This is a genomic window from Kytococcus sedentarius (genome assembly GCF_041937525.1).
In the GTDB taxonomy this organism is placed as follows: Bacteria; Actinomycetota; Actinomycetes; order Actinomycetales; family Dermatophilaceae; genus Kytococcus; species Kytococcus sedentarius_A.
The window spans coordinates 2,190,420-2,205,720 of record NZ_CP169391.1 but is presented as its reverse complement, the minus strand read 5'-3'; the positions used below and the strand labels follow the sequence as shown (position 1 = coordinate 2,205,720).

The window sequence follows — 15,301 nt, the reverse complement described above, 5'->3', positions numbered from 1 at the left end:
ACTGTCGGGTGGGCGTGCGGTGGAATCGTCACCGCTCTGCGGCGCCCGGGCCGACGGGCGCCACCGTAGCCCACGACCGGGGGTAGTAGTCGCACGGGCGGCGTGACGGGGATAGTTACCACTTTCACCCAAACTGGTAACTTTCTTCCATGAGTGCACCCTGGCCCCCGGTCGCTCACGAGACGCTCCCGTGGGTCTCCACCCTGCCCACCGAGCACCTCACCCGCCGCCAGCGGTCCGAGCTCCGCCCGACCTTTGAGGCCACCGTCCCGCCGTCGATCGCCGAGGCACCGTGGACGCCGCCGGCCCCGCTGCTCGCCGACCTGGATGACATCACCGCCGAGATCTCCCGCTTCGATGCGGAGTCTCCCCTGGCGCTCGCCCCCTACGCCGGGCTGCTCCTGCGCTCCGAGGCGGCGGCGTCCTCCCGCATCGAACACCTCACCGCGAGCGCCCAGGCGATCCTCGCCGCCGAGGTCGGCGACCGGTCCCGCCGCAACGCCACGGAGATCGCCCAGAACACGGCGGCCCTCGTGGAGGCCATCGAGCCGGCCAGCGAGCCCGATGCCGCGGCACTCCTGTCCATGCACGCGACGCTCCTGGGCGGCGTGGACCCACAGGCCGGGCAGTGGCGTCGGGAGCAGGTGTGGGTGGGCGGTTCGGACCTCGGGCCGTTCGGCGCCGCGCACGTGGGGCCCACCGCCGAGCGCGTGCCGGGCCTCATCGAGGACCTGGTCGTCTTCATGCGCAGGGATGACCTGCCAGTGCTCGCACATGCCGCCCTGGCTCACGCCCAGTTCGAGACGATCCACCCCTTCACCGACGGCAACGGCCGCACCGGGCGAGCACTCGTCCACGCGATGCTGCGCGCCAAGCGACTCACGCGCCGGGTGACGGTGCCGGTCTCGGCTGGCCTGCTCACGGACACGAGCCGCTACTTCGACGCACTGGACGCGTACCGCATCGGGGACCCGGGTCCCATCGTGGAGCGCATGGCCCACGCAGCCCTGCGCGGGACGCTGGAGGCCCGGGTGCTCGTCGCAGAGTTGGTGGAGATCCACACCCGGTGGCAGGACCGGCTCGGTGCGCGCCCCCAGGCGGTGGCCTGGCGGCTGGTGGATCTGCTGCGGGAGCGGCCGGTGGTGACCGCCGAGCTGGTCCAGGAGCGTCTGGGTCTGGCAGCGCCCCACGTGCGGCGGGCCGTGAATCCCCTCGTGGAGGCGGGAATCCTCAAGGAGTCGCGCATGTCGCAGGACGGGCGACGGATCGTGTGGCGCGCACCCGAGGCGCTGGAGGCCCTGGACCGGTTCGCCGAGCGGAGCGGCCGGCGCACTTCGGGTACCTGACGCTCCCGGGTTGGGCCGCAGGTTGTCGGTGGTCGCCGGCAGGGTGGGCCCATGGCCACGATCTACTGCACCGCCACCAGCCTGGACGGGTTCATCGCCGACGACGCCGAGAGCCTCTCGTGGCTCTTCTCCACACCGGGCCACGCCGACGACCCGGGCGGCCGGTACGGCGACGGCGACTCGCTGGACTTCGACCGCTTCGCCGAGAACGTCGGCGCCATCGTGCTCGGCGCGTCCAGCTACGCCTGGCTCGAGCGCGAGCTGACCAAGGACGGCGGCGACTTCACCTGGCCGTACGAGCAGCCCACCTGGCTGATGACGCACCGGGACATCACCCCCATCGATGGGGTGACGCGCGGCAGCGGCGACGTCGCCGCGCTGCACCCGCAGCTGGTGGAGGCGGCCGGTGAGAAGGACGTCTGGGTGCTCGGCGGGGGTGACCTCGCGGGCCAGTTCGCCGATGCGGGTCTGCTCGACACCGTGTGGGTGCACCAGGTGCCCGTCACCCTCGGCGCCGGGAAGCCGCTGCTGCCGCGGCGGCTGCGACTGCACCGAGAGGCGCTGGAGCGCGACGGCCAGTTCACGGCCATGCGCTTCGCGGTGGTCGGCCCCGAGCCGCGAGGCGGCGCTGCCCTGGGATCTGTGGACCCGGGGGGATCTCACTGACAGCACCGGCTTCCCCGTCCTCACCCGCCCTGGCAAGCCGGTGACCAACGAACTCGTGGACCAGATCCGCGAGGAAGAGGGCGTCTGACCATCCCGCGAGGTGACACGCAGGGACCCGCAGCTGGGCTACCGACGACCCGGGCGATCGCTACGGCAGCGACAAATCAGCCAGCAGCACCACGACATCCCCCATGAATTGGCTCTGGATACAGGATGAGAGATTCGCGAGAGTATGCGTGTGACATGAATCATTCCTTTCGCATGAGAGGCATGAGAGGCATGAGAGGCATGAGAGGCATGAGAGGCATGAGAGGCATGAGAGGCATTGTCCCCGTCGCCGCCGTGCTGCTGGTGGGGCTTGCAGGCTGCAACAACGACCGGACCAGCGACGGCATGGCGGCCGACGAACCATCGCGTTCGGGAACGGTCGCGGTGAGCAAGGTGGAGACGGCCGACACCATTCAGGACATCGAGAACAAGGCTGATGCTTTTGTGACCGGCCGGGCCACGGATCGTGAGCTCCTGGACGTCAACGGCATTCCCTTCACTCGGTCCACGTTTGAGGTCACCGCCTCCTCGGTGCCCGAGCTGGTGGGCACCTCGGTGAAGGTTCGCCAGACCGGTGATGGCACAGCAGAGGTGTCCGAGCTGCCGGGCATCCTGGACCCGTCGCGCGAGTACACACTCGCACTCACGGCCTTCGAGGGACCCCAGGAGGTGGACCAGGAGTACGTGATCACCTTCGACGAGGGCATCTGGGAGCGCACCACCGATGGTCCACGCAACGTGGCCGTTCAGTCCGGTTCCGCGAACACGTCGCTCGAGGCCACCACGCAGGAGCTGTCGCAGCTGACGCAGTCCAGCTGATCGGACACGTGGGGGCTCTTCCCGCGCTCGCGGGAGGAGCCCCCACGCCGCCCCGCCTCAGCGCACGAGCAGCCCGTCGGCCACCAGGTCACGCAGCACCGGCAGCACCTGCCGGGCCAGGTCACCCTGGTCGGCCTCGGTGAGCACCGCGATGCCGGCCAGCCCCTGCCGCGCCGTGAGGTCGCCGTCGCACACGCCCACCAGCCCGGCGGTCACCGAGTCCACCTGGAACGCCCGCCGCAGCCCGCCGCCCTGCCGGATCAGCACCACGTGCGGGTCCGGGTCGCCCGGCTTGGCGTAGTACCGCTCCTGCGTCACGTCCTCGGCGTACCGCCAGCGCGTGTCCAGCAGGTCGTCGTCCGATGCCGTCGCGAGCCACGACCGCGCGCGCACCCCCGCCAGCACGTGCGGCCCCATCGCCGCGTCCACCTGGCCGCGCGCCTCATCGAGCGCCACCCACGGCTCCCGCTCGGTCTCGGGCCGGTGCAGGGTGATCACCCCGAACCCGATCGATGCCGTGCCGCGCGCCGCGAAGTCGTCCAACCACGCGGCGTACATGGCCTCGTACTCGCCGTCCCCGGGGGTGTGGCCCCCATCGCGCGCCCAGGTTTCGGCGTACTCGGCCGGGTCCTGCACCTCCCGCAGGACAACCCACGCGTCCACCCCCGCCGCCTCGACCCACGGGCGCACCCGATCACGCCAGTCCTCACCGGCCCCGAACTCCCAGTTGCCCAGCATCTGCGCCATCCCACCGGGCGCCAGCCGCGCGGCCACCTGCCCGATCAACCCGGACGTGATGCCGTCGCCCTCCACCCCGCCGTCGCGGTACTCGTACACGGGCACCCCGTCGGCGCGGGGCGTGATGACGAACGGCGGGTTGGACACGATGAGGTCGAACACCTCATCGTCCACCGGCTCGGTGAGCGAGCCCAACCGCAGGTCGAGCTCCACCCCGTTCAGCGCACAGGTGAAGCGCGCGAACTCCAGCGCCCGCTGCGAGATGTCCGTGGCCACCACCCGCTCGGCGTGGTGCGTCAGGTGCAGCGCCTGCACACCGCATCCGGTGCCGATGTCGAGCGCCCGGCCCACCTCGGGGCGCGGCGTCCACGCCGCCAGGGTGGCGCTGGCGCCACCGATGCCGAGCACGTGGTCGGTCGGCAGCGGGCCGCGCTGGGCGAACTCGGGCAGGTCGGACACCACCCACCACTCGTCGTGCTCCGTGGCGTGCGGGCGCAGGTCCACCACGATGCGGACCGCGTCACCGTCGCTGGTGGCCAGGCCCAGCTGCTCGAGCCCCGCGGCGCCCACCTGCGGCAGGGCGAGGTCCACCTCATCGCGGGTCAGCGGCAGGCCCAGGCCCAGGAGGCGGGTCAGCAGGGCGGCCGGCTCGGGGCGCCCCCGGGTGGCCAGGTCGGCCGGCAGCGGCTGCTCGCGGCCCAGCGCGGCGGCGGCCGTCTCCCCCATCGCGGCGTGGATGCCGTCGATCGTGTAGTCCGCGGCGCGCAGGTCGTCCCGCAGGGCCCCGATGAGGGGCGCCAGGTCCTGCCCGTCGGTCCCCACCCGTCGGGGTGCCGGGGGCGAGGCGGGGCGCGAGTGGGTGGGCTGCGCGGCGTCAGGGCCGGGCTGTGCGGGGTGCGATGAGGTCACGCCCCCATCGTGCCCCGCTCACCGGGATCGGGGCGAGGGGACCCTCATCGCAGGACGTCCGGGCGCTCCATCCGCCCACCCCAGGCGCCCAGCAACGATGCGGTGTGCACCGTGTCGTTGAGCTGCTCGACGATCGTCTCCAGGCACTCCCGCAGGGGCTTGCGGGAGGTGAGGCTCACGTCGAACACCCCACCGTCGTGGTGCAGACCCACGTGCAGCCAGTCCCCCTCGGCACGCAGCCCCAGGCCCCCGCCGTGGCGCGCAGCGAGGTCCACCAGCTGCTCCTGCACCGTCTGCGGCAGGGCGAAGTAGGCCTCCTGCGGGTGGTCGGTGAACACCTTGAACCTCTTGCCCATGGCCGGGTTCTCCAGGGGAACACCCTTGCCGGAGAACAGCCCGGCGCCGGTGAAGCCCTGCTGGGACCGCGGCACGATCCGCAACGTGGAGGAGACCGGGCGTGCCGTGCGCACCTCGGCCACCGTGCCGTGGAAGAGCGTCACCGTGTTGCGGTTGTCGCCGCTGCCCTGGGTCTCGGTGACCTTGTACTCCCCGATGCGCAGCGGCTCCCCGGCCAGCACGCCCTCCACCGCGTCGTCGGTGTGGATGGTGTCACCGGTGTCCACCACCTCGATGCGGCGGAGCAGCCCCTCATCGGCCCTCGCCAGCTGGAGGTGGCCGCCGGTGGTGCCGTTCAGGCGGTCAACCTCCGCGGCGTAGGTGCGCAGCAGCGGCCCCACCAGCTCGGTGTCCAGACGCTGCTCGACCGGCTTGGTGGAGCGACGCACGAACCACCAGCCCAGTCCACCGAGGACCATCAGGATCATGACCCCACCCAGGAACAGGGGCAGCACCGTGGTGAAGTCCACGGCGCCGGACATGCCGGAGAGCTGCACCAGGAAGAGCAGCGCGAAGGCGGCGATGAAGGCGTACTTGCCCCGGCGCAGCAGACGCCCGGCACGGTCCCGCTCGGCGCGCAGCGCCTCGGTGTCCACCCCCATCGAGTCCACCAGGGGTCCGGGCTCGGGCAGTCGGATCACTGGCCGCTCCCGGACGCCTCACCGCCGACCTGGCCCCGCAGCCCGGAGAGGTCCACGTCCGCCCGCTCGTGCTCCTGCGCACGGAACATGGGCTCGGTCCCGAACCCGAACATGCCGGCCACGATGTTGGAGGGGAACATCTGGCGGCGGTCGTCCAGCCGGGCCACGGCCCCGTTGAAGCTGCGGCGGGCGGCGGCCAGCTGCTCCTCCACGTACTGCACGGACTCCTGCAGCTCCACGAACGACGCGTTCGCCCGGAACTCCGGGTACGCCTCGGCGGTCACCCGGACGGCCTGCTGGGCGCGGTCCATGGCCCGGTCGGCGTCCTCCAGCTGCGGCACGGACTGGCCCTCGCCGGGGCGCGCCTGCCGCAGCTCCACCACCCGCTCCTGGAAGGAACGCTCCGCCTGCACGGCGGCGGGCACCACCTGCATCTGCTTGGTGAGCAGGTCGTGGCGCTGGGTGAGCGCCACCTCGATGCCGTGCTTGGCCTGCCGCATGGCGTTGCGGGCCCCGACGAGCTGGTTGTAGAGCACGATCACCAGCACGACCAGGGCGATCAGCAGCACCGGAACGACCCAGATCAGAAAGTCCATGGTTCTCCCTCCCGCCGGGCCGCCCTGGCCCGACGCTGCTGGCACGGTAACTGAGCCCCCAGCGCTCAGGCGTCCCACCAGCGAACCAAGACCATGCCCGGCCACCCCACCCCACCGCCATGTGCATGCACTGTGCATGTCTGGTGTACTGGTTGCATGTCAACCATCCAGATCCGCAACGTCCCGGAGGAGCTGAGCCGCACGCTCAAGGCACGAGCCACTCTGGAGGGGCGTTCCCTCAGCGACTACCTGCTCCGCGAGCTCCAGCAGATCGCCGAACGCCCCAGCCGCGCGGAACTGTTGGCGCGGATCCGCACCCGCGGGGTCCGGGACCTCCCCCCGGCCGCCGAGGTCCTCTCCACCGAGCGCCCTGCACGATGACGCTCGTGGTGGACGCCTCCGCCGTGGCGGAGCTCCTGCTGGGCACCCCGGCAGCCGAACGGGTCGCCGCCCGGGTGGGCGAGGAGCACCTCATCGCACCCGCGCACCTGCCGGCCGAGGTCACCTCTGTGGTCCGGGGGTGGTCACTGGGTGGTCACCTGAGCGACGTCGAGGCGCGCGTGGCCCTGCGCGAGTACACCGAGCTCGGGGTGGACCTCGTGCCCCTCGAGGAACTCATGACCGCCGCGTGGGAGCTCCGCCACAACCTCAGCGCCTACGACGCCCTGTACGTCGCCCTGGCGGAGGTGAGCGACGCGCCGCTGGTGACTCTCGACCAGCGCCTGGCTGCGGCGGCACCCCACATCGCCTCCGTCCCCTGAGGGTGGACGGCTCCGCGAGGCTCGCTCACTCCCACCAGCGACCCAGGACCATGCCCGGCTCCCGCCCCGGCTCGATGTAGAACTCCCGCCCGAACCAGGCCGCGAACGCCTCCTCGGGCAGCGCGAGCATGAAACCCACGTCGCTGGTCTGGCTGGCGTGGCACTCCAGCGCCCGCCGCTTGGCCCCCAGCACCGATGAGGTGTCGACCTCCCAGTGGATGTTCGCCTCGGGCTCGCCGAACGGGTTGCCGTCGTCCGCCGGGGCGTCGGGGTCCATGTCGTCGATGCCGGCCTCACGCGCCAGCTCGAAGCTCGCCCGCATCCGGTCGCGGTTCATGGTGCTCTCCAGCAGCCGGGGGCGGCGCGCTGCCGCATCGGCCGCCACGTGCGCCACCTGGTGGGCCTTCACGTGGTCGGGGTGGCCGTACCCGCCGTGCCAGTCGTAGGTCACCAGCACGTCGGCGTCCTCCGCATCGAGGATGCTCGCCAGCTTCAGCCCCGCGGCGGCGGGGTCGGCGCTGTGGAAGGACGTCTCGTGGGCGTTCTGCTCCCAGCCGGTCATCCCCGAGTCGGCGTACCCCAGCCAGTGGACAGCCCGGGTGCCGGTGACCTCCGCGGACGCCTCGGCCTCGGCGCGGCGGCGGTCCACCACCGTCTCCCCGGGCGCGAGGTCCTCCGGGGCGATGCCGTGGTCGCCGTTGGTGCCGTAGACGACCACCACGCGGTGCCCCGCATCGGCCAACAGACGCTGGGTGCCAGAGGTCTGGGACGCCTCGTCGTCGGGGTGGGCGTGCAGGAACACGACGGTCAGCGGGGTGGCGGGCTCAGTCACGCGCGGAAGTCTGGCACGGGCGCCTCACTGGGTCTGGGTGACCACCACCGCCCAGGTGGCGTCCTCGGCGACGTCCACGGTCACCTCGCCGGCACCCTCCAACGGCCCACCGCTGATGTTGGCGATGCTGTTCCCCAGCGCCCGCCCGCAGTCGACGCCGCCCGCCTGCTCACCCTCGACAAGGACCCACATACTCCCCGTGCCCAAGCACTGCAGGCTCATCCCGTCACCGCCGGACATGTCGAAGCTGCCGGGGCCCACCGCGGCCGCGGTCATACCGGTCTGGCTGTACCCCTGTGCTTCGGTCGCCAGGCGGGCCACGTGTTCCGTCAGCTCCTCGGGCGTGATGGCTGAGGCCTCCGCGTCACCGCTCGAGGGGGAGGGCGACGGCTCAGTCGCGGAGGAGGACGGCGTACCTGATACCGGCGCACTCGACGGCGCCGACGAGGTGCTGCTCGACGAGGTGCTGCTCGACGAGGTGCTGCTCGGCGAGGTCTCGGAATCCGATCCCTCGTCCGCCGTGCACCCCGCGAGCGCCAACGCCACGGCCACGAACCCCGCCTGTCCCCACACACCCGCCCGATTCATTCTCATGGCGTGAGCACACTCCCTCGCGACCTTCCCGTCCATCCGAACCAGCACACCGTGACCGAAAAGAGACCTGCCCCGCCCCCGCGTGCGTGGCACGATGCCCCGGTGAGCTCCCCCGCATCCGCCGCTGCCTCATCGGCCCCCGTCATCCGCGCCCGTGGACTCACCAAGACCTACGGCGACTTCACGGCCGTGGACGCCATCGACTTCGACATCGCGCCCGGTGAGTCCTTCGGCCTGCTGGGCCCCAACGGCGCCGGCAAGTCCACCACGATGCGGATGATCGGCGGCACCCTGAACCGCACCGGCGGCACCATGGAGGTCGCCGGACTCGACCCCGACACCCACGGCCCCGAGGTGCGCGCCACCCTCGGGGTGGTGCCGCAGCAGGACAACCTCGACACCGAGCTCACCGCCCGCGACAACCTCATGGTCTACGGCCGCTACTTCGGCCTGCCGTGGAGCTACCTGCGCCCCAAGGCCGACGAGCTGCTGGAGTTCGCGCAGCTCAGCGAGAAGGCCAGGAGCAAGGTCGACGACCTCTCCGGCGGCATGAAGCGGCGCCTCACCATCGCCCGCTCGCTGGTGAACGAGCCCAAGGTGCTGCTGCTCGACGAGCCCACCACCGGCCTGGACCCGCAGGCCCGCCACGTGCTGTGGGACCGGCTGTTCCGCCTCAAGGAGGTGGGCGTCACCCTCGTGGTCACCACCCACTTCATGGATGAGGCCGAGCAGCTCTGCGACCGCCTGATCGTGGTGGACCACGGCACCATCAGGGCCGAGGGCTCACCCCGCGAGCTGATCCGCACCTACTCCACCCGCGAGGTGCTCGAGCTGCGCTTCGGCGCCGACCGCAACGCCGAGGTGGTGGGCCAGCTGGAGTCCCTCGGTGAGCGCACCGAGGTGCTCCCCGACCGCATCCTGCTCTACGCCGACGACGCCGAGGCAGCCCTCGATGCGGTGACCTCCCGCGGGCTCGAACCCGTCACCTCCCTGGTGCGTCGCTCCTCGCTGGAGGACGTGTTCCTCCACCTCACCGGACGGACGCTCGTTGACTGAGCACAGCGCACCGGGCGGGGCGACGGCGGGCGGGCACACCGCATCGAGCACCGGGGACGACCTCGCGAGCCTGCGGCACCTGGCGTCCTCCGGACGGGTGCCACCACCGGCGCAGATGGCGCGGCGCGCCCGCCGCTGGGGCTGGTGGTACCACGTGGAGTACTGGATGATCACCGCCAAGGCGTGGGCCCAGTCGATCCTCGTGTACGCCATCGCCGAGCCGCTGCTGTACCTGCTGGCGCTCGGGGTGGGCCTGGGCACGCTGGTGGACTCCGGCGCCGGGGGTGTCGATGGGGTGGAGTACCTGACCTTCGTGGCGCCAGCGCTGCTGGTCTCCACGGTGGTGATGTCCGCGGCCGGGGAGTTCACCTACCCGGTGATGGCCGGGTTCAAGTGGGAGCGGCTGTACCACGGGCCGCACGCCACCCCGGTGACGCCGCAGCAGATCGCCGAGGGGCAGTTCGTGGGCGTGATGCTGCGCTTCGTCATCCAGGCCGCGATCTTCCTGGGGATCATGTGGGTCTTCGGGGCCATCGAGTCCGGGTGGGCGTGGCTGTGCGTGCCCATCGCCGTGCTGGCGGCCGGGGGCTTCGGGGCGCCGCTGCTGGCGTACGCGGCCTCGCTGGAGTCCGAGGGCTACCAGTTCGCCATGGTGCAGCGCTTCATCGTGATGCCGATGTTCCTGTTCGCCGGCACCTTCTTCGAGCTGTCCACCATGCCGTGGTTCCTGCAGTGGATCGGGTGGATCTCCCCCATCTGGCACGGGACGGAGCTGGCGCGCTGGGCGGCCTACGGGTCCGATCTCAGCTGGGCCCGAGCGGCACTGCACGTGGGCTTCCTGGCCGTGCTCACCCTCATCGGACTGCTGGTGGCGCGGCGGATCTTCGCGCGGAGGTTGAACGGATGAGCGCGCCGACGAACCGACTGGGCGGCCTCTACGGCGGCAACATCCGCGCCGTGGTGGAGCGCGGGCTCAAGGTGATGGCCGGGCAGAACTGGCTGGTGATGGTCTCGGGCTTCTTCGAGCCGGTGCTGTACCTGCTGGCCATGGGCTACGGGCTCGGCGGGCTGGTGGGCGAGGTGACCGGCCCCGGCGGGCGGACCGTGGAGTACGCGGCCTTCATCGCCCCGGCGCTGCTGGCGACCTCGGCCATGAACGGCGCGGTCTACGACTCCACCTGGAACGTGTTCTTCAAGCTGCGCTTCGCCAAGCTGTACCAGGGGATGCTGCAGACCTCGCTGGGGCCGCTGGACGTGGCCGCCGGGGAGATCGTGCTGGCACTGATCCGCGGGCTGCTGTACGCGCTGGGGTTCATGGGCGTGATGACGGCGATGGGGCTGGTCACCTCATGGTGGGCCGTGCTGATGGTGCCGGTGGCGCTGCTCATCGCGCTGGGCTTCGCGGCGCTGGGGATGGCGGTGACGAGCTACCTGAAGAGCTTCCAGCAGATGGACCTGGTGCAGCTGGTGCTGCTGCCGATGTTCCTGTTCAGCGCCACCCTGTTCCCCGTGGAGGTGTTCCCCACGGCCATCCAGTGGGTGGTCAAGGCGATGCCGCTGTGGCACGGGGTGGAGCTGATGCGGCACCTGGCCTTCGGTGAGCTGACCTGGGCCGTGGCCGGGCACGCGCTGTACTTCGTGGCGATGTCGGTGTTCGGCATCTGGTTCGCCGCGGTGCGGCTGCGGACGCTGTTCCTCCGCTGACCGGTTGGTCGGGGCGGTGGCGGACAATGGGGCCATGCCCGGCGCACCCCACAGCACGTCCCCCGAGGACTGGCTGCGCCTGCTCACCGCCGGCGGACTCACCGACCGCCTCGTGCACACCGAGACCCGCCCCGCCCGCGATGCGGTGACCGCTCCCCTCCCGGAGTGGCTCAACCCCCAGGTCGAGGCCGCCCTGGCCGGTGCCGGCATCGACCAGCTGTGGTCCCACCAGGCCGAGATGGCCGAGCACGCCCACGCCGGGCGCCACGCCGTGGTGGCCACCGGCACCGCATCGGGCAAGTCCCTGGCCTACCTGCTGCCGGTGCTCTCCGCGCTGGCCGACGGCGCGCACCACCTCACCGGACGCGGCGCGACCGCGCTGTACCTGGCCCCCACCAAGGCCCTGGCCCAGGACCAGCTGGCCGCCGTCGAGCGGTGGATGGTCCCCGGCATCCGCGCCGCCGTGGTGGACGGCGACACCCCCATCGACGAGCGCACCTGGGCGCGGCAGCACGCCAACTACGTGCTCACCAATCCCGACCTGGTGCACCACTCACTGCTGCCGGGCCACGAGCGGTGGCGCGCCTTCCTGCGCCGGCTGCAGTACGTGGTGGTGGACGAGTGCCACGTGCACCGCGGGGTGCCCGGCGCCCACGTGGCCCTGGTGCTGCGGCGCCTCCTGCGCGTCGCCCGCCGCTACGGCGCCGAACCCACCGTGCTGCTCGCCTCGGCCACCGTCGCCGATCCCGCCGACCACGCCAGCCGCCTGCTCGACGCGCCGGTCCAGGCCGTCACCGACGACGGCTCACCCCGCGGCGAGGTCACCTACGCCCTGTGGGACCCACAGCCCGATGCAGGGGACGACCGCCCCTCCACGCTCACCGAGGCCGCCCGCACCAGTGCCCGGCTGATCGCCGCCGGCCGGCAGGTGCTCACCTTCACCACCTCCCGCGTGGGCGCCGAGGTGGCCGCGCGGGTGGTGGCCGACCAGCTGGAGCTCGCCGGGGCCGATGGGGTGGCGGCTCCCCCTGGCACCGCGCCCGCCTCCACGATCGCCGCCTACCGGGGCGGCTACCTCCCCGAGGAGCGCCGCGCCATCGAACGCGGACTGCGCGAGGGCACCCTCCGCGGGGTGGCCGCGACCACCGCCCTGGAGCTCGGCATCGACGTCTCCGGCCTCGATGCGGTGGTGATGGCCGGGTGGCCCGGGCGGCGGGCGAGCTTCTGGCAGCAGGCCGGGCGCGCCGGACGCTCGGGGCAGCCGGCCCTCGCGGTGCTGGTGGCCGGCGACAACCCGCTGGACCAGTACCTCGTGCACCACCCCGAGGTCATCTTCGGCGGCGCCCTGGAGGCCACCGTGGTGGACCCCACCAACCCGCGCGTGCTGGCCGAGCACCTGGCCTGCGCCGCCGCGGAGCTGCCCCTGACCGAGACCGACGCGCTGTGGTTCGGCCCCGGAACGGCCATGGTCCGCGACTCCTTGGTGCGCGCGGGCATGCTCCGCGAGCGCCCCACCGGCTGGTACTGGGCCGGCGCCGAGCGCCCCCACGGCCTGGTGGACCTGCGCGGCATGGCCGGCACGCTGCAGCTGGTGGAGAGCCGCACCGGTCGGGTGCTGGGCACCATCGACGCCGGGCGGGCTGACTCCACCGTGCACACCGGCGCGGTCTACCTGCACCAGGGCACCACGCACGTGGTGACCGAGCTCGACCTCGACGACGGCGTCGCCACCGTGGTGGCCGGCGACCCGGGCTGGAGCACCCGCGCGATCACCGAGGAGGCCTTCGACATCACCGCCGTGCGCGACCGGGCCCCCGGCGAGGGCGTGGAGTGGTCGGTCGGCGACGTCCTCGTGCGCACCCGCGTGACGGCCTTCCGCCGCCTGCTCCCCTCCGGCGAGGTGCTCGGCCAGCACCCGCTCGATCTCCCCGAACGCACGATGCCCACCCAGTCGGTGTGGTTCACCCTCACCCCCGAGGTGCTCGCGCAGGCAGGACTCGATGAGGTGGAGCTCCCCGGCGCGCTGCACGCGGCCGAGCACGCCCTCATCGGCCTGCTGGGGCTGGTGGCCACCTGCGACCGGTGGGATGTCGGCGGGGTCTCCACCCCCCTCCACCCGGACACGGGCCTGCCCACCGTGATGGTGCACGACGGCCACCCGGGTGGGGCGGGTTTCGCCGACCGCGGGTTCGCTGCGCGCCGACCGTGGGTCCGGGCCACCCTCGATGCGGTGAGCCGCTGCCCGTGCGTCGCCGGCTGTCCGGCGTGCGTGCAGTCCCCCAAGTGCGGCAACAACAACGAGCCACTCTCGAAGGCCGGAGCGATCACGGTGCTCGAGATCCTCGCCGGGGAGTGGTCCGCGCAGTAGCCTTGGGTCGCCCACCCCTCTGAACCGCAAAGGCGACACATGCTCATCCTCGGACTCCTGATCCTCGTGCTCGCCGTGCTGTTCATCCTCTACGTGGTGACCGGCGCCGACGGGTCCACCACCCTCGAGGCGCTGAGCGTCAAGACCACCATGCCCGTCAGCACCCTGTTCTTCAGTGGCATGGCCGCACTGGCGGCCCTGGGTCTGGGCCTGTGGCTCATCGGGCTGGGTCTGCGTGCGGGTGCCAAGCGCCGCAAGCGCGAGAAGGAGCTGGAGCGGGAGGCCCGCGAGGCGCGTGGCCACCGTGAGCCGGTGGACGGCGCCGCGCGTCCCGGCGAGCGCGACCGTACGGCGCCCACCCCCCACGACGAGCGGGATCGGGGGCCGGTGGCGACCGACCCCGTGGCTGGTGACGAGCGCGTGGCCGGTGACCCCCGCATCGACGGTCACCGCTCTGATGACGGCCCGCGGGAGCACCGCGTGGGCAACGGCCTGTTCAGCCGTGAGGAGCGCACCGACCGCTCCACGTCCCCCCGCTACGAGGACCACCAGGAGGAGCGTCCGCTGCGCTCCGGCGAGCCGCTGCGCGACGAGACCCGCGGCGACGAGGACCCCTACCCGCGTCGCTGACCTCCCCAGCGTCGCCGAGTTCCCGGTGCCGCTGAGTCCTGCGGCACCCGACCTGACCAGTGGGCACCCCGATGTGGGGTGCCCACTGGCGTGCTCCCCAGCTCACCGTGCGGGAGGCGGTGGCGGTGGGGGCCGGGTGCGCCCCGGAGGCCTCCGCGGGCCGTCCTGGGGGCGGGGGCCGGCCGTCGAGCTGCCGATGGCCGGACCGAAGGGCGTGCCCGAGTCGACGGCGACCCGCACGGTGACGTCGAAGTCACGCACGGAGCAGGACACCAGGGTGGCGTCGTTCTGCCGCGCGACCAGGCCCGCCGTGACGCAGGGCGGCACCGGCACGAGGGCCGTGGGTGCCGTGGCCCCGGAGGCCGCGAGCGCCGACAGGTCCGCCGCCGTCCGCGCCTGTGAGGCTGCCCGCCAGGCCTGACCCGCGGTCAGCCCGGTAGCCAGCAGGGCGATGAGGACCACGCCGATCAGCAGGGCCACCATCGACCCGGATCCCCGTTCTCCGGACTCCTGGGCACCGACCACCGGACCCGCCCTGGGGTCCGGCGTCGGCGCGTGGGGCGTGCTCATCGCACCCCCGGTTCGAGACGCGCGGTGGCCGTGGCGTCCGGGTGCAGACCCGGGAACCAGGCGGCCGGGCCACGCGCCCGGGACGAGACGGTGACGGTGACCGACCGTCCGCGACGACGCACGTCGACATCGGCCCCGTCGGGGGCCAGGACGTGCGCCTGCCGACGGACCTCGATGCCGGACTCGCCGCGGGACGCGGCCCGGGCTCCCACCCGGGCCGCGTCCGTGACCTGCAGCAGGTCGACCACCAGCACCATCGCGGTCACGGCCATGCCCAGCACCAGCACGACGACCGGCATGATCATGGCCAGCTCCACCGAGGTGAAGCCCTCCTCGCCGCGCCGACGCACCGCAGCGGTGTGCCGGTCACGAAGACCTCGACGGTGCACGGTCATCACCCGAAGGGGTTGAAGGCCTTCTTGATGACCTCGGTCATCAGGTTGGGCACCAGGTCCTTGAGGGCCTCCATCCCCAGGAACACCACGGCCGCGATGACGAAGATGCCGATCGCGTACTCGGCCACGGCCATGCCCTTCTCACCGTCGCGCATGCCCTCGATGCGGGGCTGGACGAAGCGGGTGATCTTGTTCTGCATGGGATTTCCCTTTCTGTCGTGGACCCGCCCGG

General features: G+C 72.3%; 19 protein-coding genes. 11 read left to right on the top strand and 8 right to left on the bottom strand.

The features are described 5' to 3' along the window. The first annotated feature begins 149 nt into the window (after positions 1-149). The 3 genes from ACEY2A_RS10325 (at position 150) to ACEY2A_RS10315 (ending at position 2,879) form a co-directional block, all read left to right on the top strand. Positions 150-1,346 (top strand): Fic family protein, encoded by a 1,197-nt coding sequence (locus ACEY2A_RS10325; protein WP_374928493.1) that lies wholly within the window; start codon positions 150-152, stop codon positions 1,344-1,346. A 51-nt stretch (positions 1,347-1,397) separates the two neighbouring features. Beyond that, positions 1,398-2,012 carry a dihydrofolate reductase family protein gene (locus ACEY2A_RS10320; RefSeq protein ID WP_374928492.1) on the top strand — a complete coding sequence of 205 codons (615 nt, stop codon included), beginning with the start codon at positions 1,398-1,400 and terminating at the stop codon, positions 2,010-2,012. A 315-nt stretch (positions 2,013-2,327) separates the two neighbouring features. After that, on the top strand, positions 2,328-2,879 hold the full coding sequence (locus ACEY2A_RS10315; protein ID WP_374928491.1) for a hypothetical protein: 552 nt from the start codon (positions 2,328-2,330) through the stop codon (positions 2,877-2,879). A gap of 57 nt (positions 2,880-2,936) precedes the next feature. On the opposite strand, the gene ACEY2A_RS10310 is transcribed toward ACEY2A_RS10315, so the two are convergent. From ACEY2A_RS10310 to ACEY2A_RS10300, 3 genes are read right to left on the bottom strand one after another with little or no spacing between them, the layout of a single operon-like run. Continuing rightward, entirely contained in the window at positions 2,937-4,526 is a 1,590-nt protein-coding gene (locus tag ACEY2A_RS10310; protein WP_374928490.1) for a methyltransferase, read from the bottom strand. Between the two features lie 44 nt (positions 4,527-4,570). After that, on the bottom strand, positions 4,571-5,563 hold the full coding sequence (locus tag ACEY2A_RS10305; protein ID WP_374928489.1) for a DUF3137 domain-containing protein: 993 nt from the start codon (positions 5,561-5,563) through the stop codon (positions 4,571-4,573). After that, complete coding sequence (locus ACEY2A_RS10300) at positions 5,560-6,159, bottom strand: LemA family protein (protein ID WP_374928488.1); 600 nt, start codon at positions 6,157-6,159, stop codon at positions 5,560-5,562. The genes ACEY2A_RS10305 and ACEY2A_RS10300 overlap by 4 nt, the downstream gene beginning before the upstream one ends. Before the next feature lie 156 nt (positions 6,160-6,315). Here ACEY2A_RS10300 and ACEY2A_RS10295 point away from each other — a divergent pair, with 156 nt between their 5' ends. Both ACEY2A_RS10295 and ACEY2A_RS10290 read left to right on the top strand, forming a co-directional pair. Further along, a complete protein-coding gene (locus ACEY2A_RS10295) occupies positions 6,316-6,540 on the top strand; it encodes a hypothetical protein (protein WP_374928487.1) in 225 nt (74 codons plus the stop codon). A 5-nt stretch (positions 6,541-6,545) separates the two neighbouring features. After that, the gene (locus ACEY2A_RS10290) at positions 6,546-6,920 is read left to right on the top strand and encodes a type II toxin-antitoxin system VapC family toxin (protein ID WP_374928486.1); all 375 of its coding nucleotides are present in this window, start codon (positions 6,546-6,548) and stop codon (positions 6,918-6,920) included. Between the two features lie 25 nt (positions 6,921-6,945). On the opposite strand, the gene ACEY2A_RS10285 is transcribed toward ACEY2A_RS10290, so the two are convergent. Continuing rightward, on the bottom strand, positions 6,946-7,752 hold the full coding sequence (locus tag ACEY2A_RS10285) for a PIG-L deacetylase family protein (protein WP_374928485.1): 807 nt from the start codon (positions 7,750-7,752) through the stop codon (positions 6,946-6,948). A 24-nt stretch (positions 7,753-7,776) separates the two neighbouring features. Beyond that, positions 7,777-8,073, bottom strand: coding sequence for a hypothetical protein (locus tag ACEY2A_RS10280; protein WP_374928484.1), 297 nt, complete (start codon positions 8,071-8,073; stop codon positions 7,777-7,779). A 25-nt stretch (positions 8,074-8,098) separates the two neighbouring features. Here ACEY2A_RS10280 and ACEY2A_RS10275 point away from each other — a divergent pair, with 25 nt between their 5' ends. From ACEY2A_RS10275 to ACEY2A_RS10250, 6 genes are all read left to right on the top strand, one after another. Then, the gene (locus ACEY2A_RS10275) at positions 8,099-8,353 is read left to right on the top strand and encodes a hypothetical protein (RefSeq protein WP_374928483.1); all 255 of its coding nucleotides are present in this window, start codon (positions 8,099-8,101) and stop codon (positions 8,351-8,353) included. A 95-nt stretch (positions 8,354-8,448) separates the two neighbouring features. Beyond that, a complete protein-coding gene (locus ACEY2A_RS10270; RefSeq protein WP_374928482.1) occupies positions 8,449-9,402 on the top strand; it encodes an ABC transporter ATP-binding protein in 954 nt (317 codons plus the stop codon). Continuing rightward, entirely contained in the window at positions 9,395-10,309 is a 915-nt protein-coding gene (locus ACEY2A_RS10265; RefSeq protein WP_374928481.1) for an ABC transporter permease, read from the top strand. Before ACEY2A_RS10270 ends, ACEY2A_RS10265 begins: the two co-directional genes overlap by 8 nt. Beyond that, a complete protein-coding gene (locus ACEY2A_RS10260) occupies positions 10,306-11,106 on the top strand; it encodes an ABC transporter permease (RefSeq protein ID WP_374928480.1) in 801 nt (266 codons plus the stop codon). The genes ACEY2A_RS10265 and ACEY2A_RS10260 overlap by 4 nt, the downstream gene beginning before the upstream one ends. Before the next feature lie 34 nt (positions 11,107-11,140). Next, positions 11,141-13,474 (top strand): DEAD/DEAH box helicase, encoded by a 2,334-nt coding sequence (locus tag ACEY2A_RS10255; RefSeq protein ID WP_374928479.1) that lies wholly within the window; start codon positions 11,141-11,143, stop codon positions 13,472-13,474. 39 nt (positions 13,475-13,513) lie between these two features. Next, positions 13,514-14,104, top strand: a complete 591-nt coding sequence (locus tag ACEY2A_RS10250; protein ID WP_374928478.1) for a hypothetical protein — start codon at positions 13,514-13,516, stop codon at positions 14,102-14,104. Positions 14,105-14,206: 102 nt separating this feature from the next. Here the strand turns inward: ACEY2A_RS10250 and ACEY2A_RS10245 are convergent, their stop codons facing one another. The 3 genes from ACEY2A_RS10245 to ACEY2A_RS10235 are packed head-to-tail and all read right to left on the bottom strand — an operon-like array spanning position 14,207 to position 15,269. Continuing rightward, on the bottom strand, positions 14,207-14,674 hold the full coding sequence (locus ACEY2A_RS10245) for an Rv3654c family TadE-like protein (protein ID WP_374928477.1): 468 nt from the start codon (positions 14,672-14,674) through the stop codon (positions 14,207-14,209). Then, positions 14,671-15,024, bottom strand: coding sequence for a TadE family type IV pilus minor pilin (locus ACEY2A_RS10240; RefSeq protein WP_374928476.1), 354 nt, complete (start codon positions 15,022-15,024; stop codon positions 14,671-14,673). Before ACEY2A_RS10240 ends, ACEY2A_RS10245 begins: the two co-directional genes overlap by 4 nt. 44 nt (positions 15,025-15,068) lie before the next feature. Further along, on the bottom strand, positions 15,069-15,269 hold the full coding sequence (locus tag ACEY2A_RS10235) for a DUF4244 domain-containing protein (RefSeq protein WP_374928475.1): 201 nt from the start codon (positions 15,267-15,269) through the stop codon (positions 15,069-15,071). Positions 15,270-15,301: the final 32 nt, after the last annotated feature.